The organism is Agrobacterium salinitolerans, assembly GCF_027498475.1.
Classification (GTDB): Bacteria; Pseudomonadota; Alphaproteobacteria; order Rhizobiales; family Rhizobiaceae; genus Agrobacterium; species Agrobacterium salinitolerans.
Window position 1 is genome coordinate 327969 of sequence record NZ_JAPZLN010000005.1, and the last position, 22911, is coordinate 350879.

Annotated in this window: 15 protein-coding genes; 8 read left to right on the top strand and 7 right to left on the bottom strand. The window is 58.3% G+C overall.

Features of this window, described 5'->3' with window-relative positions; genetic code table 11:
- Window positions 1-37: 37 nt before the first annotated feature.
- Entirely contained in the window at window positions 38-1408 is a 1371-nt protein-coding gene (locus O9X91_RS19170) for an IS1182 family transposase (protein WP_269834264.1), read from the bottom strand.
- A 303-nt stretch (window positions 1409-1711) separates the two neighbouring features.
- Here O9X91_RS19170 and O9X91_RS19175 point away from each other — a divergent pair, with 303 nt between their 5' ends.
- The 6 genes from O9X91_RS19175 to ligD all read left to right on the top strand — a co-directional run bounded on the left by O9X91_RS19175 (window position 1712) and on the right by ligD (window position 10077).
- Window positions 1712-2815 (top strand): hypothetical protein, encoded by a 1104-nt coding sequence (locus O9X91_RS19175; protein WP_142913900.1) that lies wholly within the window; start codon window positions 1712-1714, stop codon window positions 2813-2815.
- 187 nt (window positions 2816-3002) lie between these two features.
- A complete protein-coding gene (locus O9X91_RS19180) occupies window positions 3003-5342 on the top strand; it encodes a bifunctional diguanylate cyclase/phosphodiesterase (RefSeq protein ID WP_142913889.1) in 2340 nt (779 codons plus the stop codon).
- A 185-nt stretch (window positions 5343-5527) separates the two neighbouring features.
- Entirely contained in the window at window positions 5528-6421 is an 894-nt protein-coding gene (locus tag O9X91_RS19185; protein WP_142913888.1) for an SDR family oxidoreductase, read from the top strand.
- Window positions 6422-6463: 42 nt separating this feature from the next.
- Window positions 6464-6751 (top strand): hypothetical protein, encoded by a 288-nt coding sequence (locus tag O9X91_RS19190; protein ID WP_142913887.1) that lies wholly within the window; start codon window positions 6464-6466, stop codon window positions 6749-6751.
- Window positions 6748-7581 carry a non-homologous end joining protein Ku gene (gene ku / locus O9X91_RS19195; RefSeq protein WP_142913886.1) on the top strand — a complete coding sequence of 278 codons (834 nt, stop codon included), beginning with the start codon at window positions 6748-6750 and terminating at the stop codon, window positions 7579-7581. Before O9X91_RS19190 ends, ku (O9X91_RS19195) begins: the two co-directional genes overlap by 4 nt.
- 3 nt (window positions 7582-7584) lie before the next feature.
- Window positions 7585-10077, top strand: a complete 2493-nt coding sequence (ligD, locus tag O9X91_RS19200; RefSeq protein WP_142913885.1) for a DNA ligase D — start codon at window positions 7585-7587, stop codon at window positions 10075-10077.
- Window positions 10078-10089: 12 nt separating this feature from the next.
- On the opposite strand, the gene ku (O9X91_RS19205) is transcribed toward ligD, so the two are convergent.
- From ku (O9X91_RS19205) to O9X91_RS19215, 3 genes are all read right to left on the bottom strand, one after another.
- Complete coding sequence (gene ku, locus O9X91_RS19205; RefSeq protein WP_142913884.1) at window positions 10090-10881, bottom strand: non-homologous end joining protein Ku; 792 nt, start codon at window positions 10879-10881, stop codon at window positions 10090-10092.
- 89 nt (window positions 10882-10970) lie between these two features.
- On the bottom strand, window positions 10971-11972 hold the full coding sequence (locus O9X91_RS19210; protein WP_269826676.1) for an inorganic phosphate transporter: 1002 nt from the start codon (window positions 11970-11972) through the stop codon (window positions 10971-10973).
- Window positions 11972-12616, bottom strand: a complete 645-nt coding sequence (locus O9X91_RS19215) for a DUF47 domain-containing protein (protein WP_269826677.1) — start codon at window positions 12614-12616, stop codon at window positions 11972-11974. The genes O9X91_RS19210 and O9X91_RS19215 overlap by 1 nt, the downstream gene beginning before the upstream one ends.
- Before the next feature lie 113 nt (window positions 12617-12729).
- On the opposite strand from O9X91_RS19215, the gene O9X91_RS19220 reads away from it, so the two are divergent.
- Entirely contained in the window at window positions 12730-13272 is a 543-nt protein-coding gene (locus O9X91_RS19220) for an NUDIX hydrolase (RefSeq protein ID WP_142913882.1), read from the top strand.
- A gap of 82 nt (window positions 13273-13354) precedes the next feature.
- A complete protein-coding gene (locus O9X91_RS19225) occupies window positions 13355-13732 on the top strand; it encodes a hypothetical protein (RefSeq protein WP_244614287.1) in 378 nt (125 codons plus the stop codon).
- Window positions 13733-13972: 240 nt separating this feature from the next.
- Here O9X91_RS19225 and O9X91_RS19230 read toward each other — a convergent pair whose 3' ends face one another.
- The 3 genes from O9X91_RS19230 to O9X91_RS19240 all read right to left on the bottom strand — a co-directional run bounded on the left by O9X91_RS19230 (window position 13973) and on the right by O9X91_RS19240 (window position 22907).
- Window positions 13973-14428 carry a hypothetical protein gene (locus O9X91_RS19230; protein ID WP_161596386.1) on the bottom strand — a complete coding sequence of 152 codons (456 nt, stop codon included), beginning with the start codon at window positions 14426-14428 and terminating at the stop codon, window positions 13973-13975.
- Between the two features lie 102 nt (window positions 14429-14530).
- On the bottom strand, window positions 14531-14869 hold the full coding sequence (locus O9X91_RS19235; protein WP_142913880.1) for a hypothetical protein: 339 nt from the start codon (window positions 14867-14869) through the stop codon (window positions 14531-14533).
- Between the two features lie 22 nt (window positions 14870-14891).
- Window positions 14892-22907 (bottom strand): two-partner secretion domain-containing protein, encoded by an 8016-nt coding sequence (locus O9X91_RS19240; RefSeq protein WP_269833904.1) that lies wholly within the window; start codon window positions 22905-22907, stop codon window positions 14892-14894.
- Window positions 22908-22911 lie beyond the last annotated feature (4 nt).

The window sequence follows — 22911 nt, forward strand, 5'->3', positions numbered from 1 at the left end:
TTGCGGGTGAACGGGAGATAAGATGAGCCTCGTTTCCTCATCCCCAGGCGGGTTTGGGTGCTTTCGTGAGCGCCATCGCTATTTTCTTGATGTTCTGGGCGCTCGCGGCGAGCAGGCACTGCCATCTAACCTTGATCAAGCCGCGGAAGCGGGCATAGCGGTGCCCGTGGAGCTGCTTGGCATCGGCGAAGGAGCGCTCCACCGTTTCCTTGCGCCGCTTGTAGATCGCCTTGCCCCACGCCGTCTTTCGATGAACATCCGTGCGTTCGCGTGCATCTTGCCAGACATGCCGGGTGATGGTTCGTATCGAGCCGGCATTGGACGTGCAGGAGGCAAGAAGCGGGCAGTCACGGCAGATGGAGGGGTCTGAGCGATAGTGCCTGTAACCGCTGCGGTCGGTCGTCGCATAGGTCAACAGTTGTCCTTCAGGGCAGTGGTAGCCATCGGTCTCTGGTTCGTAGACGAACTTCGACTTGCGCATCATCCCGTCTTTGGGCGGGGTCGGGTTGCGATAGCCGGTCACGCCGAGGATATCTCTGTCCTCCAGACCCTTGGCAATGCCTGCCGTGGCATAGCCTGCGTCCAGCCCGACCGCCCCGACATGAAAGTCGAAGCGTTGGCGCTGCCGGTCGAGCCGCTCCAGGTAGACGATACTGTCATGCACATTGGCCGGCGTTACATGCGTATCGGTGATGATCGCATGGCGGCCGTCAACAGTGCGGTGATCGAGATAGAAGAAGCCCTTGGGCTTGCCGTCGCGCACCATATAACCGCTATCGGGATCGGTACGGCTGACCTTCGTCTCCTTCACCTCCGGCTCGCGCTGTTTCTCCCTCAACGGCTTCTGCCCATGGGATATGCGCTCCGCCTCGATCGCTCGATCCAGATCGGCCCAATAATCGGCCCGCGACTTCTGGAGCATGGCCAGATCGTATTTGCCCTTGTTGGCATTGGCCTTCAGATGGGTCGAATCCGTATAGAGCACGGTCCCATCCACCAGACCATGCCGGATCGCCTGCTCCACGATGGCATCGAAGATATCCTGGGCAACCTCCGTCCCGTTGAAGCGACGGCGGCGGTTCTGCGACAGCGTCGAGGCATCGAAGACAGGATCGGTCAGCTTCAGGCGCAGAAACCAGCGATAGGCGACGTTCACCTCGATCTCGCGCATCAACTGCCGCTCCGAGCGAACACCGAACAGGTAGCCGATGAACAGCGCCTTGAACATGCGTGTGGGATCGAGCGGCGGACGGCCGTTGTCGGCACAGTAAAGACCGGCAACACGATCATGGATAAATGAGAAGTCGATCACCGCGTCGATCTTGCGAAGCAGGTGATCTTTCGGGACCAGACTATCGAGCGTCACCATCTCGAGAGCGGTCTGTTCAGGAGCAGGTTTCTTCAACATATCCCAATGAATCATAAACCCCCAGCTCACGCCAGGGGTTTGTCAGCAGTCTGACGGGCGGTTTTACCGCCCGTTTTTATGAGGTTTTGGGCCCATTGCCCCGGAAGGCTTCCGCCGCAAGGTTCATCCGGCGCTTTGCGCTCACGAAGCAACGCGGCAACAGGCGATTGCCGCCGTCATCCCACAATTTCAGGGGGTTTTCTCAAGGACTTCATCGGTTTAGACCGTCCCGCAACTGTTCCTTCCGTCGGGCGAGAGTCGCGAACTCCGCTCACCCACCTCCCGAAGAATGCGTTGACGACAATGAACCTTGCACAGATAAAACTTCCGTCGCGGCCGCTGAGCCTCAAACGCGGCGTCATTTCGGCGCCTGCGGCCTATTATTTTTCCATTCCGGTGCTTCTGGCCATCACGGTCGTCATGCTTGTCGCCGAAGGCCCGGGCATATTGCGCGACTATCAGATCAGCAAAGATCCGCTGGAGATTGAAAACGGCGATATCAGCGGCAGCTGCAAGACGCGCAAGGCGATCTTCACGACCTGCAAGGCCGATCTTTCCTATGACCATGCGGGCGTAAGCTACAAGAAAGATGTCGAGGTCATGTTCGTCGATTTCCATTCCGGCGATTATGAAACCGGACTGGTCATCTCCGCGAAGAACCCGGAACTCGCAACGATTTCGCTGGGTCTCGACATGCTCTGGAACCGCATCATCACGCTCGGCGTGTTCGTTGTCCTGCTCGGTTTCGGCAGTCTGGCGATGCTGTTCACGCTTCTGCGGATCCTGCGGGTTCGTCTGCAACTACGCAAACCTGAGCCTTTGTCCGTCATTCCGGTGGCGCTGACGGCGGTTGCCGAAAAACGCAGCCGTCTCTTCGTCACCTATGCCGATACGGTGAGGGACGATAAAACCAAGCGGCAATCTTTTGCGCATCTGGAGCGGGGCCGCATTCCCGTTGTCATTGGTCACACCGGAAAACACGATGTGGCGCTGGCGGTCCTGCATGGCGACAGCGCCTTGCCGGTTCTGCTCGACGACCGGCTGGAGCGGATCGACCTGACCGAGCAGGAAAGGGCGGAAGCCCTTGCATCAATTGCCCCGATGCTCGCCAGTGAGGCGCAGGAGGCTGCAACGGCCCAGGCCGCGGCGATGAAGAAGGGACCGGGCCTGCTGCGCAGACTGGGCATTTTCGCTGCGATCGTCGCCGTCATCGTCGTCGCGGTGTTCGGTTACTGGCTGTGGTATGTCACAAGCGCTCCCTCGCAGTTCAACTCGCCCGGAATGGACATCAACAACATGCTGCCGGCGGCGCTTAACGAATGGGGTTGCGCCCGGTTGCAGGAGCGTTTCGCCGATGGCGCGGCGCCTTTCGGATGTGCCGCGGCAGATTACCGAAGCTGGAAATAAAGTTTCGGTCGATGATTTTCCCGGGTCGGTTTGCCATAAGCGTGACAGCCTGGCGCGCCGGCCCGCTTTCTTTTTCGTGCGCGAAAAAATATTGAAACAATTATCAATGGTTGCATTAGAGATTTATAAATAAACCATTCCCATAGTGCCATCCTGAGCGGTTCTTCAGAGGCTGGGAGAGTGCGTCATGTTCACGGTTCTGGAATGCGTTGCCATACAGCACGACCACGCGGTCGTGCTTCTCGCGGCTGTTATCTGCCTTCTTGGCATGTTTGCTTTTTTTCATCTTTTATTGCGCGCGGAAGAAAGTCCGGCTGGCCGTAAACCCTACTGGGTGCTGGTTGCGGCCTTTGCCGGGGGACTGAGCGTCTGGGCGACGCATTTCGTCGCCATGCTGGCCTACAAGGGTGCGGTCCCGATCGGTTATGATTTCGCCTTCACGGCTCTTTCTGCGGTTCTGGCCGTTTTCGGTTTCTGGTTTGCGCTCATTACACGCTCGCAGGCCGCTCACAGCCCGGTGATCGTCGGCACGCTCATCACCTTGTCGGTCGCCGTCATGCATTTCGTCGGAATGGCCGGAATGGATGTCGCCGCCACGATCAGCTACCGGTGGAGCGCGGTGCTGGGTGGTTTTGCGGTCGCCTTGGTGTCGTTTCTTCTGGCGTTTTTCCTTTTCCGTCGCCTCGGCTCCTGGCAGCGCATCGCCGCGCCGGCCGGATCGGCGATCTTCGCGATCTGCGCACTGCATTTCACGGCCATGTCGGCCACGGTGCTTTCGCCGGATCCATCCGTATCCGGGCCTGATCCCGACAATGTCGCCCGGCTGATCATGATCTGCGCCATTTCCGGCGTCACCTTCCTGATCCTGTCCACCACTGCCGCTGCTGCTCTTGTGGATCGTTACCTTGTCGATCTCAAGGGGCTTGTGGATGCGACGCTCGATGGTCTCGCCGTCGTGCGCGATGGGCGGATTGTGGAGCTTAACACCCGCTTTGCCGGCCTTCTGGGCCGGGAGGAAGCGTCGCTGCTCGGACAAAATCCCGACGATCTTTTCAAGGCCATCGACGGACAGCCCGCCTATCTGCCGCGCCACGCACCTGTGGAGGCGGTTCGTGAGCGCGCCGGCCAGGCGCAAATATTCGAGCTTAGTGTGCGCACGATCGAATTTCGCGGCCATCCTTGCGAGGTGATGGCCATTCGCGACCTGACGGAAAAGCGCGAAGCGCAGCGGGAAATCGAATATCTCGCCCGCCACGACGTCCTGACAGGCCTTTCCAACCGCACCATGTTCCAGACCCGTCTTCACCAGCAGATCGAGCTCTGCGACGAGGAGGACCAATTCGCGCTTCTGGCGCTCGATCTCGACCGCTTTAAGGCGGTCAACGACATATTCGGCCATGCCGAAGGGGACCGTGTTTTGAAAAAGGTCGCCGCTATTCTCGATGAATGTGCAAGGGCAGGCGATGTGGTCGCCCGCCTCGGCGGCGATGAATTCGTCATTCTGACCGCACGGCAAACCAGGGCGGAAGAGGCCCGTTTGCTGGCAGAGACGATACTTGGCATGTTCGCGCTGAAGATGAATGTCGCCAACGATCCGACTTCCGTTGGCGTCAGCATCGGCATCGCCGTCTTCCCGCGGGACGGGAAGGACCATGAAAGCATCATGCATGCCGCCGATCTGGCGCTTTACCGCGCCAAGATGGGCGGGCGCGGCATATTGGCCTTCTATGACCCCCTGATGGACCAGGAAGCGCGCGAACGCCGCCAGCTCGAGACGGATTTGCGGCTCGCTATTAATCGCAACGAACTGCTGCTGAATTATCAGCCGGTCCTTTCGGTCGAATGCGGCCAGGTGGTCGGTTACGAGGCGCTGGTGCGCTGGCAGCACCCAACGCGCGGCGTCGTGCCGCCGGATGTCTTCATTCCGATTGCCGAGGAGAGCGGCATCATCATCTCGCTCGGCGAATGGGTGCTGCGCGAGGCCTGCCGCCAGGCAAGCACTTGGGCGCCACATCTGAAGATCGCGGTGAATGTCTCGCCGTTGCAATTCTCGTTGGCCAACCTCGGCCATGTCGTCTGCACCGCACTGATGCAGACCGGGCTTTCGCCGAACCGGCTGGAGTTGGAAATCACCGAGGCAGCGCTTTTGAAAGACCGCAAGGCGACGCTGATCATCCTCAACCAGTTGAAGGCGCTCGGCGTCGCCATCGTCATGGACGATTTCGGCACCGGTTACTCCTCGCTCAGCAACCTGCAGAGCTTCCCCTTCGACAAGATCAAGATCGACCGAAGCTTCATCGCCGCCATGAGCGACGATGACAATGCCCGCGCCATCGTGCGCGCGGTAATCGGGCTTGGCCGCAGCCTCGATCTGCCGGTGACGGCAGAGGGGATTGAAACGGATGCGCAATACCGCATGGTGGTCGATGAGGGTTGCGCGCAAGCGCAGGGCTATCTTTTCGGAAAACCGGATGTCGCGCCCGCGCCGGCGGCAAACCCTGCCAGACGGAAGAGACACCCCGTTTGATAAAACATGCGACGGCACAATGGTGCCGCCGCCCTCCTTTCCCGTGCCCGATGGAACGACAGCCAAGGCAGATCGTTAGGTTAGCGTGTGGCGCGTCCATGCCGCTGTCAGCCCGACCGGGCGGTATGCCTGCCTGTCAGCGAACGCGCCACGGATGGATAAACCTATCTATGGGAGAGACCGCGATGACAGACCGCCTCGAGCCGCAAGACCCGCGCAGCCAGTATCCGCGCCCGCCGTTTTCCACCCCGACCCAGGAAATGCCTGGTCTGGTGACGAATATGACGCCTTTCCCGGACCATGGTGAGAAGACCTATCGCGGCGCCGGCAAGCTTGCTGGGCGCAAGGCGCTTATCACCGGAGGCGATTCAGGCATCGGCCGCGCGGTCGCTATCGCCTTTGCGCGGGAGGGCGCGGATGTGGCGATCTCCTACCTGCCGGAAGAAGAACCCGACGCCGAGGAAGTTGTGGCGCTGATTGAGGCGGAAGGTCGAACAGCCGTGGCGCTGCCCGGCGATATTACCGATGAGGCGTGGTGCCGTGAACTGGTTGAGAAAGCAGCAGGCGATCTCGACGGACTGGATATTCTGGTCATCAATGCCGCAAGACAGCAGTATCGTGACGACATAGAGGAATTGTCGACAGCCGACTTCGACCAAACCATGAAGACCAATCTTTATGCGCTTCACTGGATTGCCCAGGCGGCTGTTCCCTATCTCAAGCCGGGGTCGTCGGTGATCACGACCGCCTCGATCCAGGCATATGAGCCCTCCGCAATCCTGCTGGATTACGCAACCACCAAAGCCGGTATCGTCGCCCACACAAAAGCGCTGGCCAAACAGCTCATCGAAAAAGGTGTGCGCGCCAATTCCGTTGCTCCCGGCCCGTTCTGGACGGTGCTTCAGCCAAGCGGCGGCCAGCCGGACGAGAAGGTGAAGAATTTCGGCAAGGACAGCGATTTCGGCCGTCCGGGACAACCGGTGGAACTGGCGCCCGTTTATGTGCTGCTGGCGTCGCAGGATGCGAGCTTCATCAATGGCGAGGTTTATGGTGTGACTGGCGGCAGGGGCATTGCCTGAGGCGATGCCCGCCATGCCGGACGAGCCCATGAGGATTTCCAAATGAAACGGCAGGCAGACCATTCAGAAAGGAATTTGAAGAGCTTGGATGTCCGCGACCGGCTGATACTGGCGCTTTATGCACAGTTGAAAGCCGAGCGGCAAACCCGCGAGGCGATGGAATGGGTCATCCGCAATGGCGGGCTGTCGCCGGAGGTGCTTGAAGCCATGGCGTCCGACCCGGTACCGGTTCTGGCAGAGGCGGACGTGCCCGCCATCGAGCGCATTCTGGCCAACGTTCGACACGGAGAAACGTCCTCTCACAGCGATGACGAGGGACGACGAGCATGAACCGGAGAGCGAGCTGGAGAGGCAAGCTGACCTTCACCGATTTCAACTGCGAAGTTGGTCTTTATTCCGCACTGACCTCGGCGGAGAAAATCTCCTTCAATATCGTCAACCGCAAGACCGGCCACCGTGTCGAGCGGCAATATGTCGATAGCGATACCGGCGAGGCGGTTCTTCGCGAAGATCAGGTCAAGGGATACGAACTCGACAATGGCGACCATATCGTCATTGAGGGAGACGAGATCGCAAAGCTGATGCCGGAAAGCGACAAGGTTATCCGCATCAGTCACTTTCTGCCCTGTGACGAGATCGACAAGCTTTATTTCGACAAGTCTTATTATCTCGCGCCAAGCGGTGAGGGTGGTGAAGAGGCGTTGACGCTTCTGGCGAAAGCCATGAACGACGAGAATGTCGCAGCTCTCGGCGAAGCGGTGCTTTTCCGCCGCAACCGTGTCCTGCTGATCCGTCCGAGCGGTAAGGCTCTCGTCGCGACGACGCTGAATTTCAGCTACGAGGTCCGTTCGCAGACATCCGTCTTCAAGTCGATCCCTGACATCGAGTTCGATGAAGAAATGCTCGAGCTCGCCGGGCACATCATCGAAAAGCGCGCAGGCACCTTCGATCCCGCCGACTATAGCGACCGTTACAACGATGCGCTGGCAGAACTTGTGAAAGCCAAGATCGAGGGCCGGGAAATCGAGAAACAGCCGCCACGCAAGGAAGACAATATCATCGATCTCAAGGAGGCCCTGCGTCGCAGTGCAGGGGCCGAAAAGGACAGCAAGAAAAGAGCGACGGCAAAAGGCCGCAAGGCGCCGCGGAAAGCGAGCTGATCTATGGGATTGCAGACCTACAACGCCAAGCGCAGTTTCGACAAGACACCGGAGCCCAAAGGCACGAAGGCCGAAAAGCAAGGGTCGAGCTTCGTTATCCAGAAGCACGATGCCCGCCGACTGCACTATGATTTTCGGCTAGAAATGGACGGCGTGCTGAAAAGCTGGGCGGTGACGCGCGGCCCTAGCCTTAATCCCGAGGACAAGCGCCTTGCCGTGCATGTGGAAGACCATCCGCTCAGCTATGGCGATTTCGAGGGCGTCATCCCGAAAGGACAATATGGCGGCGGCACGGTGATCGTCTGGGATCGCGGTACCTGGCAGCCGATCGGTGATGCGCGCAAGGGTTATCGCAAAGGCCATCTGGAGTTCGAACTGGACGGCGAAAAGCTGAGAGGCCGCTGGCATCTGGTGCGCATGCATGGAAAGCCCGGAGAAAACCGGGAGAACTGGCTGCTGATCAAGGGCGATGACGAGGAGGCGAGGCATAAGGGTGGCGCGGATATTCTCGAAGAACGGCCGGAATCCGTAAAAACCGGGCGCAGCGTCGAGGAAGTCGCAGCCAAACCGAAGGATACCTGGAATTCCAAGCCGGTATCGAAAAAGGCCCTCGCTTCGGCCGCCGGCAGGAAACAGGCGCATGCTCTGCCCAAAGGCGCGCGCAAACTGGCTATGCCATCTTTCGTGCCTCCGGCGCTCGCCACCCTCAAGCCTAAACCGCCGAGCGGAGATCGCTGGCTGCATGAAATCAAATTCGACGGTTACCGTCTGCAGGCGCGTGTCGATCAGGGCAAACTTCAGCTGCTGACCCGCAGCGGGCTCGACTGGACGGAAAAATTCGGTGATGCCGTAGCATCCGCGCTGACGGCGCTACCGGCAGAAACGGCGTTGATCGATGGCGAAATCGTCGTTGAAGGCGATAACGGCGCATCCGATTTCTCCGCCTTGCAGAAGGATCTGAGCGAAGGGCGCAGCGACCGCTTCGTATTCTACGCCTTCGACCTTCTTTATCTCGATGGCAGCGATCTGCGCGGTGCGGCATTGAGCGAGCGAAAGGCACTGCTGGAAAAGCTGTTGCCGGCAGGCGATCCCCATCTCCGCTACAGTCAGCATTTCGAAGAAAGTGGCGCGATTGTTCTGGATCATGCCTGCCGGCTGAGCCTCGAAGGCGTCATTTCCAAGGTCATGAACAGCAAATATGTTTCCGGCCGCAAGGGCGAATGGGTAAAATCCAAATGTTCGATGCGACAGGAATTCGTCATCGGCGGTTATACCGTCTCCTCGACATCGGACCAAGCCATCGGTTCGCTTGCACTCGGCGTTTATGAAAAAGGCAAGCTGCGCCATGTCGGCCGTGTCGGGACGGGTTATACGGGCGACGTGGCGGAAATGCTGCTTGGCCGGCTGAAGCCGCTGGAACGCAAGGGCAGCCCCTTCGGTGACAAGCTCACCGCGCTTGCCCGCCGCAATCTCCATTTCGTGGAGCCGGAACTGGTGGCGGAAGTGGAGTTCCGCGCATGGTCGGGAGATGGCAATCTTCGTCACGCCTCCTTCCGGGGTCTACGGGAAGACAAGCCGGCTGGGGAGATCGAACGCGAGGAGAAGGCCGTGTCGAATAGCAAGGCGCCGCAGTCGAAGATCAAGTTCACTCACCCCGACCGGCTCTACTGGCCGGACGATGGTGTGACGAAGGAGGGACTGGCCGACTATTATGCGCAGGTCTGGCGGCACATGGCGCCCTTCGTGGTCAACCGGCCGCTCGCGCTGCTGCGTTGCCCGGAGGGCATAGAGGGCCAGCGTTTTTTCCAGAAACACGCCTGGCGCGGCATCAACAAGGCAATCGAGCAAATCAAGGATCCGAAGGACCGGGGCGGCGAGCCGCTGATCCGCATCGCCGATTTCGATGGCCTGATGGCGCTCGTGCAGTCCGCTGCGCTTGAAATCCACCCTTGGGGGGCAACCACCGCCAACTGGGAAAAGCCTGATATGATCACCATGGATATCGACCCTGGCGAGGATGTGGCCTGGGACGCGGTGATCGAGGCGGCGCACGAACTGAAGCGACGTTTCGAAGAGGCGGGGCTTGCTGCTTTCGTCAAGACGTCCGGCGGCAAGGGGTTGCATGTCGTCGCACCGTTAAAGCCGCAGGCGGGCTGGGCGCCGGTCAAGGCCTTCGCGAAAGCCATGGCGACGGATATGTCGAAGGCCGAACCGGAGAAATATCTCTCCGTCGCCACCAAGGCGAAACGGCAGGGCCGTATCTTCATCGATTATCTGCGCAATGGCCGGGGCAATACGGCGGTTGCGGCCTATTCGACGCGCGCCCGGCCGGGGGCGGCCATTTCAGCGCCGCTCGAATGGTCGGAGCTGACGGCCGAGATCGGTCCTGCCCATTTCACCGTCAGCAATATCGGCGCACGCCTTTCCGCTTTGAAGAAAGACCCGTGGGACGGCTTTTTTGCTGCTGCCGAGCCGCTTTTGAAAAAGGCCCGCTGAAGGCATCGAGCCTCAGCTTCTCTTTTCGGAAGCAAGGCTTTTCTTAAGGGCATCCATGATGTTGATGACATTGCCGCCGCTGCGTGCCTTCGTGCCGGTTTTCTTTTTCGAGGAGGAAACCTCCTCGCCCTTGGTCTTCAGAAGGGACTTGATCTTTTTCTGAATGGGGTCCTGCACCAAAGCCGGCTTCCAACCCGTCACCTGTTTGCCGATGCGTTTTTCCATGGCGTCCAGCAGCGGCCGGTCGATTTTCATCTTCGGCTCCAAGGCGTCGATGCTTTCGCGCACTTCCTCACCGTAATGCAGCGTCCAGAGAATGATGCCCTTGCCTGAAGGTTCGAGGAGCACAGCCCTTTCGCGGCGATAGATCACCAGACGCGCAATGCCGAAAACATCGTTCACCTTCATGGCTTCGCGGATGACGCTGAAGGCTTCGGTGCCGATCTTGTCTTCCGGGCGCAGGAAATGCGGACGGTCGTACCAGATCCAGTCGATCGATCCTTTCGGCACGAAGGTCTTGATATCGATGGTGCGGGTGCTTTCCAGCGCCACCGCATCGATTTCGTCATCCTCCAGCAGAACGTAATCGTCCTCGGCGCGCGGAAAACCTTTCACCTGGTTTTTGGCGGCGACCGGCCTATGGGTGACGCTGTCGACATACCGGCTTTCGACCCGGTTGCCGGTTTTGCGATTGAGTATGTGGAAACTGTATTTGTTGCCTTCCGTCGTCGCGGGTGTCAGCGAGACGGAGGCCGTCACCAGCGAGAGCTTCAAATAACCCTTCCAAAAAACCTGCCGTGCCATGTCCGCGATCCACGTTGATCTCCCGGAACAACAGCCAAGGGCGGCGTTTGTTCCGGGAGAAGCGGCCCGTAGCGGCAGTAATGCAGCTATCAGAACAGCGAGGTCAGCCCGTAAACCGCAGCGGAGATCAGCGCAGCCGCCGGCATGGTCACGATCCAGGCGATGACGATATTGCCGGCAAGGCCCCAGCGCACCGCCGAGACACGGCGGGCCGCGCCGACGCCGACGATGGCGCCGGTGATCGTGTGGGTGGTGGAGACCGGAATGCCGAGCCATGTCGCACCGAACAGCGTCAGCGCGCCGCCGGTTTCGGCGCAGAAACCCTGCATTGGGTTCAGCCGGGTGATTTTCGATCCCATCGTATGAACGATGCGCCAGCCGCCGAACAGCGTGCCAAGCGCCATGGCTGACTGGCAGGAAATCACCACCCAGAAGGGCACGTAGAAGCTTTCGCCGAGATGGCCCTGGCTGAAGAGCAGCACGGCAATGATGCCCATGGTCTTCTGCGCGTCGTTGCCGCCGTGTCCCAGCGAATAAAGCGAGGCGGAGATGAACTGCATGACGCGGAAGGTACGATCCACGGCAAAGGGCGTCTGCCGCACGAACAGCCAGGAGACAGTCAGCACCAGAAGCAGCGCGAGGAAGAAGCCGATGGCAGGCGACATGAAGATCGCCCCCACGGTCTTCAGCAGGCCCGACCAGACGATGGAATTGAAACCCACCTTGGCAAATCCCGCACCGACGAGCCCGCCGATCAGCGCATGCGACGAGCTGGAGGGAATGCCGAAAATCCAGGTGACGATGTTCCAGACGATGGCGCCGATCAGCGCCGCGAAGATCATCTGCGGCGACACGATGGCTGGATCGATGATGCCGGTGCCGAGCGTTTCGGCCACATGCAGGCCAAAAAACAGGAAGGCGATAAAGTTGAAGAAGGCCGCCCAGGCGACCGCATATTGCGGGCGCAGTACGCGGGTGGAAACGATGGTGGCGATGGAATTGGCGGCGTCGTGCAGACCGTTCAGGAAATCGAAGAATAGCGCAATGGCGATGAGGCCGACAAGCAGCGGCAGGGCAAGTGCGACATCCATCAGACGTTCTCGATCACGATGCCGCTGATCTCGTTGGCCACATCCTCGAAGCGGTCGACGACCTTTTCGAGTTCGCCGTAGATCTCGCTGCCGATCATATAGGCCATGGCATTGCCGCTTGCGCCGTGGCGGCGGAAGAGGTCCTTGAGACCCAGATCGTGAAGTTCGTCGGAGCGGCCTTCAACGCGGGTCACCTCTTCGGCGATGGATGACAGGCGATGCGCATTCGTGCCGACCTTGTTGAGAAGCGGAATGGCTTCTGCGATCAGGCCGGCTGCGCGCACGATCTCATGACCCATTTCCTTCATCAGCGGATCGAATTCCGTTTGCTCGAAAAGACGAATGGTCTTGACGGTCTTGTGCATCATGTCGATGGCGTCATCCATCGACTGGATGAGATCCTTGATGTCGCCACGATCGAATGGCGTGATGAAGCTGCGTCTGACCGCAAGCAGCACATCGCGGGTGATGTCATCCGCCTGGTGTTCCAGCGCGATGATGAGGTCGCAGTTCTTCTCGACGTCGATGCCGCTCAAAAGTTGGTCAAGGGCCTCGGCCGCTTTGATAACGGTTTCGGAATGTTTGCTGAACATCTCGAAGAAACGGTCCTCGCGCGGCATCAGCTTGCGAAAAATACTCATCATGCGAATTGGCCCTCAATGGCGCTATATTAGTTGTGGGGGGTGATTGTCATAAAACTGTCATAAATGTACGCGGGGCATTGATGCAACCCGGAAAATCAGCACTATCAACGGATATGAAACCCACCAAGAAAAGCCGGAAAACCCGCCCGGCTCGTGCACTGACATTGTTACAGCAGCTTGCTGCGGTTCCGGAAAAGCTCTTCACCGGCGCTTTCCGGCAGCAATATGCCGCGCTCTGCTTCCGTCATGCCGACAATGGCGAGGGGGTCGAAATCCTCCTTGTCACGTCCCGTACCAGCGGGCGCTGGATCATTCCGCGCGGCTGGCCGATGAAACGAAAGAAGCCGCACGAGGCGGCGGCAATAGAGGCGTGGGAGGAGGCGGGCGTGCGCGGCCGGGTGAAAAAGAATGCCGTCGGCCGCTACACCTATCTCAAGATGCTCGACAATGGCGATGTCGTTCCCTGCATGGTCGATGTGTTCCAGATAGAGGTGACGGATGCGGAAACCAGTTTCAAGGAACGCGGTGAACGCCTGCTGGAATGGGTGCGCCCGGACGAGGCGGCAAGGCGCGTTCGCGATATCGAGCTGAAATCGCTGCTGGTCGATTTTCGCCCGAAGGGCAAAAAGAAGCGTCAGAGCGGCGTAAAGCTCTAGGTGCCGGCCCATTACGGCATGTAGGAGGAATCGACATTCATCGCATCCAGATCATGATGGCGGCGAGACACCCGAGGCCAACATGGAAGGCTATCGGGAGGCGGCGAAATTGGTTCTGCGAGAGACCAGCATTTTGATCCGCTACGCAGTTGCGACAATTGAATTGGGCAGGCGGGGGGAGACATATTGCGAGGACGCTGGGAAAGTCCTGGCGCAAAAATCGGCCGTTGTCGTCCTGATCGAGAAAGGAGCCAATCTTCCGCCTGATATCGCAGTCGCCTTGGACCGCATCGTTGACGTCGGACACCTCAACCCGAACCACCTGATTTCGGCCGCAAAAAATGTATGGCAGATCGATATCGCGAGCGAGGCGGCCAGCCGTCTCTGCCGATATACACCAAGCCTGTTGTTCGGCGCGTTGCGAAAAGGACGGCCGATCAGTGGCAGGTCACAATCGTAACAAACGGCAGAAAAATGAACGCAAGGCCGAGAAACCATCCAGGGTGGTCATCGAGGAGCGAGAGCCAAAGGGCTATGATGATCGCTGCCGGCGGGACAAGCAGGAATACGGCAAATCTACCGAAACGGCGGCCGGCGGCCAAGATGATTCGTGCCACGTCAAATTCTCACAAAGTGGGTTTGATATTGTCGCATACTACCGGCGCGTCTCATCGAGAATGTTGCCGACTAAAAACCATGTTCAACAATCAATGCTCTTAACTTCGCCGCCTGCAGCTTTTACGGCCCACCTCAATGAATCTGTAGTAAGGGGGTAATCAATAGTAAAAATATTCAGGGAAATATTCTTTGGAGTTATCTCTTTTCCTTTGTTCCAAAACCAATTTCGTCGAGCTGGTTCAAACCAGTACACCCAACTGCTAACTGACCATGGTTTTAAATTCATCATGTTAACCCACTCTTCAAAGATCATTGATCTCTTTAAAGACATCTCTTCCTCAAGTTGGTCTTGAGTTGCTTCCGGCGCACAAGCCTCGATGAACCATTTTGGTAAGACAGCGTTCCAAACTTCGAGTGATGGAGACGTCCTGGACACTGAATTAACCAGAACAAACAGCTCCTCCAGTTTCGAAACCAACTCCGTTGCGTCGCCCAATAACACCTTTACCTCGACGTCAACAAAATTTCTGTCCAACATGCAGTATGCATTTGCCTTTCCTGCTAACGCGTCGCTCTCTGCATTCAGTAGACGCAAGTTCACCATTTTATTCAGTGGCCCAACGCTGCACCAGTCGCCATTCTAAAATAGTGCGGGTTTTTCATCATTAAGCTCAAGTTTCTTTTTAAATTCTTGTACGGCCTCGGGGTCCTGTGGTTCCAGCAGACGATCAAGCAAATCTCCTTCTAAAAGCGCCTCATGTAAAAGCATATCATTCCCCGAACTACTTCTTATCAACCGGAATCCTTTTGAAATCCTGTTGTCCACGACAGAGATATTATCCCGATCCCGCCTAGCAGAGAACCCATCAAATCCTTTCGGAATGATATAGTAGTGACGTACACCGTCTACCCAGTATATTGCGTATACCTCGTGTTCTTCTTCAGTTTTTAGAAAACGGTCTGTTTCTTTAATGATCACCTTAGAGATACTCCATATATATCTATTTAAGAGGCTTAGATACGACTTTGATATCGTATGGTTTTCCAGTTATAGTGTTATATTGGTAGTGAATTGATATTGCCCCTCTCGAAGTGTTGGTACTGTATTCCATTTTTTGCCATCCATTGATTTTGAGAAAACGCACATCACTATTCAGATCCAATAAGGTGCCACCTGCCGGATTTGCCAACACTTCTTTCCATGCGATTTGCTCCTCAAGGCTTCTTGGAACGGGCGATTGACCTTTAGCGAGGTTCGCGGTCGTAATCCGGGAATAGTCAAGATATGTTTTCGTGGGCGTGGCAACAACACCGCTCAACACGATACCGGCTGCTGTTCTGCGATCCGCTCGGTTTGCCAACTCCCCTTCATTTGAGATTCCTTGCCCCATCCAGTCATCGACATACGCGAGATCCACTGGTGTACCTTTGCCAGTCGCAGGGTCTGCTGGGCCAATCTTCTCAAGTACGATGCCCGCCATACCGCGATAGGCATTGATGCCGGACTGATTGTCGATGGATGACAGACTGGTGTTCAGGTTGCGGATAAAGGACGGATCGCCAGTGAGCGAACTCCACGCGATCGCACAGGCATACGCCGTTGCCAGACTTTCCTGGAATTCGCGACTCTGTCCAGTAGACATCGCATGGCCGTCAAGTGTCGGCTCATAGCGAGCCAGAACATCGGCGACGGCATCGCCGATGATGTGATGGACTTCCTGCGCAAAGAGCTGAGGATTGTTCCGGGCATGCTCGGCAAGCGTCTCAAGATTTGTACCGCAGGGCGAGGCAAAACCTTGCGTCCCGCAATTACCAAGATTTGCCTGAAAGGTCTTTGAGCTTTCATCGAACCAGACACGCTCGCCCTGCGTGGTCAGGAAAAGAGCCATCGCCACGATTTCGGGATTGGCACCTTGTTCTTCCAACTGTCGATAAACAGTGCGGTTGGCGACCTGCGCCGCAAAAGCCTCTGACGAGGTATAGTTCTGCAGCTCTGCTCCAGTCAGTCCGCGGACGATAGCGTCACGATAAAGATCGACGGCTTCCGGCCCTTGCGCCGCGACAGTTTCGGGAATTGCCGCGTTCTGCGCCCGCTGATAGTTCTGAATCTTCTTCAGATTATCGCCAAACTCGATCAGGTTCTGCACATCAAGCTCACCCGACAGCTTGGTGTAGTCGTCCTTCGTGATCTCCTGATACTTCGAGGCATCCTTGTTGATGGAAACGAGAAGCTGCTCGGCGGCCGCCTTGTCCGCTTCCGTTCCGGCAACACCATCCTTGTCGGCATCGCGAATGGTGACGTTCAGATCACCGGACGCAGCAAGCGTCGTGCGGGTTTCGCCCCGCTTGTCCTTCTTTTCATAGGAGAAGCCGACGGAGTTCAGCCCACCGCCACTGAGGCCGATAGACCCGCCAACGTTCTTGTATTGGTCGGTGTCCTTCAGGTCGGCGACAGTGAGCGTTCCGGTATCGATGCTGACATCGCCATCGGTCGCCTGAAGCAGTGCGCCGATCAGCGTCGTGTCTTCGGCAACCTTGATATCGATGCCCTGTGCCGCGACAATGCCCGAGCCGGAGGACCATGCCTTGAAGCCGTCCTCCTTCGAGCCGCGAACACTCCAGTCGGCGGGGTTGACGCCAACCGTCAGGCCGAAGGAGAAGCCGTCCCGCCAGCCCTGCGCCTGCGGCGAGAGGATGGTGAGATCGCGCCCGACATCCAGATCGACCGTCCTGCCGATGATGTTGCCACCCAGAAGCGACGTATCGCGGCCGGATGTCAGCGAGACATTGCCGGCGGCGGTGATCGAGGCATTCGTCAGTGTCTCGTCATAGCCCTTCGACTTGCCGATATCGAAGCCGATCGAGGACAGGGAGAGCTGCAGGCCGAAGGACGATGATTTGTCCTTTGCGTAATCGACAAGCGCCGCCATGAGGATATCGCGGCCGGCATCGATGGAGACATCGCCGCCGGAGACCATCTTCGTGCCCCGATCCAGAATGACGTCCAGCCCGGCCTTCATGACGATATCGCCGCCAGCCGTCAGCTCGGAAATCTGGCTCTCGCTCCAGCGCTGCTCGCTCTTCCAGACGGACAGGTTAATGCCGACAGTCTTCGCTATCGACCCTGCCGTAATTTGTCCTGTTCCAGGATCTCTGAAAGATTTGAGGGGATCGAGTGCGGAACCAACCACACCGCCCTTGTTGGGTCCGAGGGTGGAATCCACAGCACCGCCGAAAACGGAAGCTCCGGTAGTCGCCAGATTGACGGCGGCCAGCCCCGCCGCAAGTCCATTGTCGGCATTGGCAAGCGTCGCGAGTTTGGCGGTCAGCGGATTGATGCCGGCAAGGCCGGACAGGATCTGGCCGCCGGAGCCGCCCTTCAGCGCAGCATCTATGCCGGCCGATCCCGGGAAACTCAGCCCGACGTAAAAACCCTTCTCCGTGAAATAAAGCGCATCCTGCGCCGCTTCCAGCCGGATCGTGTCATCGGTCTTCATCAGAAGATCGTTGACGGCGGCGATCTTCACGCCCGTTCCGGTAATCGGACCCTTGGCATTGAGCGAGACGTCATTGCCCGAAAGCCGGGTGACGGTCGTATCGACATCGTTCCAGCTCTGCTTGACCGAGCCCCATCCCAGACCCTTGAAACCCCATTCCTTGTAGCGGTTATGGACTTCCTCACTGACGACACCCATGTCGATTTTGCCGGTGGCGTCGATCGAGAGCTTGTCGAAGGCGCTGACCAGCGCACCGTTCAGAAGAACATCGCCAGGAGCGGTTCCCTTCGCGCACAGGCTGCCACCGTCGCATACGCCGTAGCCCGCAAGGATCGAGACATCGCCAACCAGCGACTGGGCGCTGGCCTCGGCGGTGGTGATCTCGTTGCGCAGCACCGTGACACCCGACAGGAAGCCGCGCTTCTTGTAATCTTCAGCGACGAAACTGTCCTTCAGCGTCTCGAAGGTCACATCGCGACCGGCTGCGAGCAGCATGTCGGTGACGGAGCCGAGTGTACCGCCGCTATTGACGATATCCAGGTCGGCGATGACGGTCAGATCCCGTCCGGCCGTGATGGATGCAACATTGTAGTCGGTACGCAGGGTGCCGCAGGCCTTGCCGACACAACCATCCTGTGAATCGACGGTACGGGTATAACGCTCTGTTTCGTTGATCAGCGAGCCGCCGACCCTGAGGTCGATGTTGCCAGCCGAGGCAAGTGTGCCCCCCCGGTTCAGGAGATCGCCATCGGTTGCCATGAACAGAGTGCCCGCCGAAATCAGGCCGCTGTCCCCGCGTCCTCCGGCAAGTGCACGGTCACGCTCATCGAGGTCGATCAGACGCTGGTTAAGGATAGAGGAGGCGGAAATCGAAGCGAGCCCGGAGGCTACGATCGCACCGCTGTTGTTGAGCTTGCCGTCGATATCGATCAGGAGATCATCGGCGGCGATCAGGCCGGCGCCTCGTCCGCCGCGCAACAGTTCATCCTGCGAGGGCAAGTAGAGGCGCGGGACGAGCACAGGCTTGCCGTCGATGATGCGGGTTTCATGCCATACGATCGGCTTTTCGAGAGCAGCGCGCTGCGCCTCGGTCAAAGCCACGCCGTATTGCGCACCGGTGCTCGCCGCGAATTCCGCCGCATTGCGGTAAAGCTGCTCCCGTTGCTCTTCTACGGACAGGGAAGGATCGATAACCAGATGCGTACCAGCCTGCTGGCGGGCCGCTTCGGCGAGAGCCTTCGCTTCCGCGACTGGATCCGCATAGAAGGTGAGCGCCGCGCCATCTATGCGCGCCGAGCCGAGCAGGCGTGCAGCTTCGGCCGAGCCGGTAACGCGCACGAGGTTGCCGAAATCGGAGGCGTTGATGCTGTGGAGATTGCGCGCTTCGAAAGCCCCGAGGTCAAGAGGCGGAACCGAGACATCATCGAGCACAAAGTTGACGATGCCCAACTGGCCTGCGGCGTTGCCACCGATACCACCAGGCGTCGTGCCGCTATAATTGCCAAAACCGGAACCATCGATACCGCCGGGTGTGCCGAGGCCGTTTTGCAATTCTCCGGCCTCAATGGACACGAGGCTTCCCGAAAGCGTGCCGCGATTGGTGATCGCAGCGCCGCCATCGATCATCAGAGAGCCGCCGGACTTTATCATGGAGCCGACACCGACCGTGGCGGTTCCCACATATGTTTTCGTGGCGTTGCCGTAAGGTCCAGTCCCGACCTCGGCCATACGGCTGCCGATCATGATCACGTCGGGGATGTTGTTCGGATCGATACCGAGTGCAGCCAGATCAAGCAGACTTGCTGCGTCCGCGTATTCGATGACCTGGACGGCACCTCCGTTGATGACGCCATCCCTGTATTTCTGTTTGCCCGAATAGGTGATCGTCACCGGAGACTTGCCCTTGGAAATGACAATCATCCGGTTGCCGCCTTCAGCGCGTTCGGCAAGCGCCGGGTCCTTGAAAACGGCGGCGTTGAATTGTGCCACGAACCATCGCGGATCGGCGCCAACGGGCGCATGGAACTTGCCGGACCCGTTATCCATGAAGCCCCGGACGCCGCCCCATTGCACGCGATAGTGATCGACGTTGCTGGTGACCATGTCGTTGAGGATACGGTTCACGTCGATGGAGAGGTCCTTGACCGCGAGAATACGACCTTCGCGGTTTTCAAGAGCATTACCTGAAATCGCCATGTTTGCGCCGGCGCGGATCGTGCCGGGCAATCGAACGCGAACAATCCCGGAGAACTCGTCGCGCGTGGCAGTCATCGTTCCCCAGTACCGCGCGGGGCTGCTGGTGCGCTCGGTCGCATAGAGGATGCTGAGGTCACCGAGCTGGTAATAGTCCTGCGCGCTGTCCGTACCATCCAATGCGGTATTGATCAGTGCCGTCGCCTTTACCTGCATGTCGGCGCCGCTTTCGATACGGGCCGATGCGTTCGTCAGCGTTGCCAGGACCTCGATTGCAAGATTGCCGCCGGCGAATATACGGCCGAGGCTGTTATCGAGATTGCCGCGGACCTCGAGGATCATGTTGCCACTGGATTTGATTGCGGCATTGGTCCCGACATTGGCGAGCGACGCGGCCTGGGCTTTCAATCCTGTCCCGGCATGGATCAGCGCTTCGTTTCTCAGCAGACCGCCAACCACAACGTCCAGTGTTCCGGGTGTCAGGATCGAACCAAGATTGTGCAGGTTTCCACTGACACTGGCCTCTATCGCGCCGGCATCGATTTTACCCGTGGCGCCGTTGACAAGATTGCCTTTGACATCGAGACCAAGCTTGCCGGCGACGGTAAGCAACCCTGCATTCGCGAAGGACGATCCAAGGATGAGATCGAGATTGCGGGCCACCAGGCGGGCAGACGAAGAGCCGGGAATATAGCTGTAAGTCTGCAGACGCAGGTTTCCACCGGCCTCGATTGATCCGCTGTTACCAAGGCTCGCTGCCGCTGAAAGCAGGGCACCGTTGGCCGAAATAATCTGCCCGAGATTGGAGAGAGTTCCGGAGAGGTTTACGGTCAGTTCGCCAACGGGTACGAGCCCATTTTCTGTCTGGCGTGTCGAACCGGCATAGATACGCCCCGTCTGCTGGTTATCGAGCTTCTCAGCCGAACCTGAAAACCCCTCGCGACCTTGCAGAAGACCGGAGTTCGACAAAGTGGTGTCTGCCGAAAGCCTCAACGTCCGGCTGGATACGATTGAACCCGCGCCACTGTTGATCAGATCGCCTACAGTCAGCTCCAGATCACTGGCGGCATGGATAGAACCGCTGTTGGCGAGAAGACCGGAAACGGTTGCGTTCAACGTTGTATCAGAAACGAGTTTGCCGAGATTGACCAGATCACCAACGACCCTGGTCTCTATTGTCTTGGCGACGATTTCGCCGCTTGTGGCATTTTGCACTCCCTGTCCCGCCTGCAAGATCAAATCCCCAGACGCAGCAATCAGACCCGCATTGCGTAGAGTGCCCGAAAGGGTGATGTCTACGTTTGCCGCATATGTCACGATCAATGCCGACGCACCGGAATTGAGGAGATCAGCCGCCACGAGAGTGAGGTCTGCATTGGATCGGATCGCACCGGTATTCGTGATCGCGCCGCCGGCGGTGATATCGACGGTTTCGAGTGCGCTAATCGCTCCGTTGTTGCGGAGCTCGCTTCCGAGGATCAGCGCTGCCTTCCGGGCAGCCAATTGAGCCCCCTGCGAGTTGGCGATATAATTTACGGCATCGAGTTCAAGTTCACCTGCTGCAGTGATCTTTCCGTCATTTGTTACGCTTCCGTCAGAAAGAAGCGTAAGCGTCGTTTCGGAGAGGAGGCTTCCCAGGTTGGTGAGATTGCCTGTGGTCGTTATCCTGAGTGTTCCGGCCTTGATCACACCCATTGCATCAACGATTGCCTGCTGAGCGTTGATCGCGAGTTGGCCGCTTGAAAGGAGTACGCCGGCATTCCTGAAATTGCGGACATCGAACAGGTGATCGCCCGTCGTGAACACACCGGTGTTCGAAATAGCCAGATCCCGGAAAACCATGAAAAGCTTGGAATATTCCCCCGTATCGATCCGGGTGCCGATGGTCAGCTCTTCAGCTGCGTTGATAAATACCTTGGAGGTCTTTTTGAACTGAGTGCCATCACCGATCTCGACATTGGTTGCCGTGATCGAACCCTGGTTTTCCGGTTCGAACCAGGTCGAGGTCAGCGCCACGTCCTTCGCCCTGATGTCGATGTTCGGCGCAACAAGGGTTGCCGTGTCGGAGGCAAGTTTGTCTGTCGCGCGCAGGTTCATATTGCCGACGCTGGCGATAATACCGGACAGAGAGGCGTTGCTGCCCGCTTCCACTGTCATCGCACCGCCGGATTTGAGGACGGCAGCGGAAACGATGTCAGCACTCGCAACGATGGAGAGGCCGCGCCCGCCTTCTACGGTTGCCGTATCGAGCAGAGAAACATCGCGGGCAGTGACGGAGATTTCTCCCTGGGCCGCGAGATCGCGCGCAATCTGAAGCGCGCCTGCTGCACGAAGGTCGGCGTTGCCGGCCACACCGCCCGACACCAACTGGATCTGCCCGGCGGAGACAAGCGAAAGTGCACCCGGCAGGAGTGCGCCATTGGCATCGAGCATACCAAGAGCCTGTATGTTGCCAGCAAGCGAAATACCTGTGTTCAGATCGCTTGAAAGGGCCGCAATCGATGCCGCGCGTACAACGCCTGCCGCGCTCGAAACGATCCCCTGGCCCACGGGATCGCCGGGGATGGCCTTCGTTTTGTCCGTCGAACCGTCCGTACGATTGGAACCGGCCTTGAGGTCGATACGACCCCGCGCATCGATCAGGCCATCGATCCGGAGTGACTTTGCATCAAGCCGGATCTCGTCCGGCGATTGGCCGTCGGCGGCCGAAACACCGGCACCGGAAATGGTGATGTCGCCTGACCGGGTCTCCAGCCCCACCGTGCCGGCATTGTAGTCGATAATCGGTGTTCCGGTGGTCAGCGTCGCGCGACCGGTGTTGATAAACCCGCAACCCATGCAATCGATGCCATTGGGATTGGCCACTATCACGTCAGCCTTTGAACCAAAAACCTCAGTCACGCCATTGAGGTTGGAACGTCTGCTGCCGGTTACTTCGTTGACGATGATCTTGGCTGAACTGCCACCGACGAGATTGGGATTGGATTCAACCTTGCCGCCGATGATCGAGGTTCCGCCAAGCCCGGAATTGTTCAGGATCAGCCCGCGCGTATCGATATTGTACTCGCGCAATTTGTTGTGGCTGACACCGCCGCTCGACGGCTTGACGATGTTGAGTGTCGGCGTTCCGTTTCCCGAAGATGCCACGTTTGGACGAAACTCAATTGGCGCGGTCGGATCTGTGATGACCTGCGCGCTGGCGGGTGCAAATGAACTGGCGATCGTCGTCAGCACGAGGCTTACCGACGTCATCAATGCGGTCGCTTTCTTGATCAGCTTGCCCGGTCTGGACTTGCGGATCAGCACTTTGACCATCATCGTTTTCATTCGG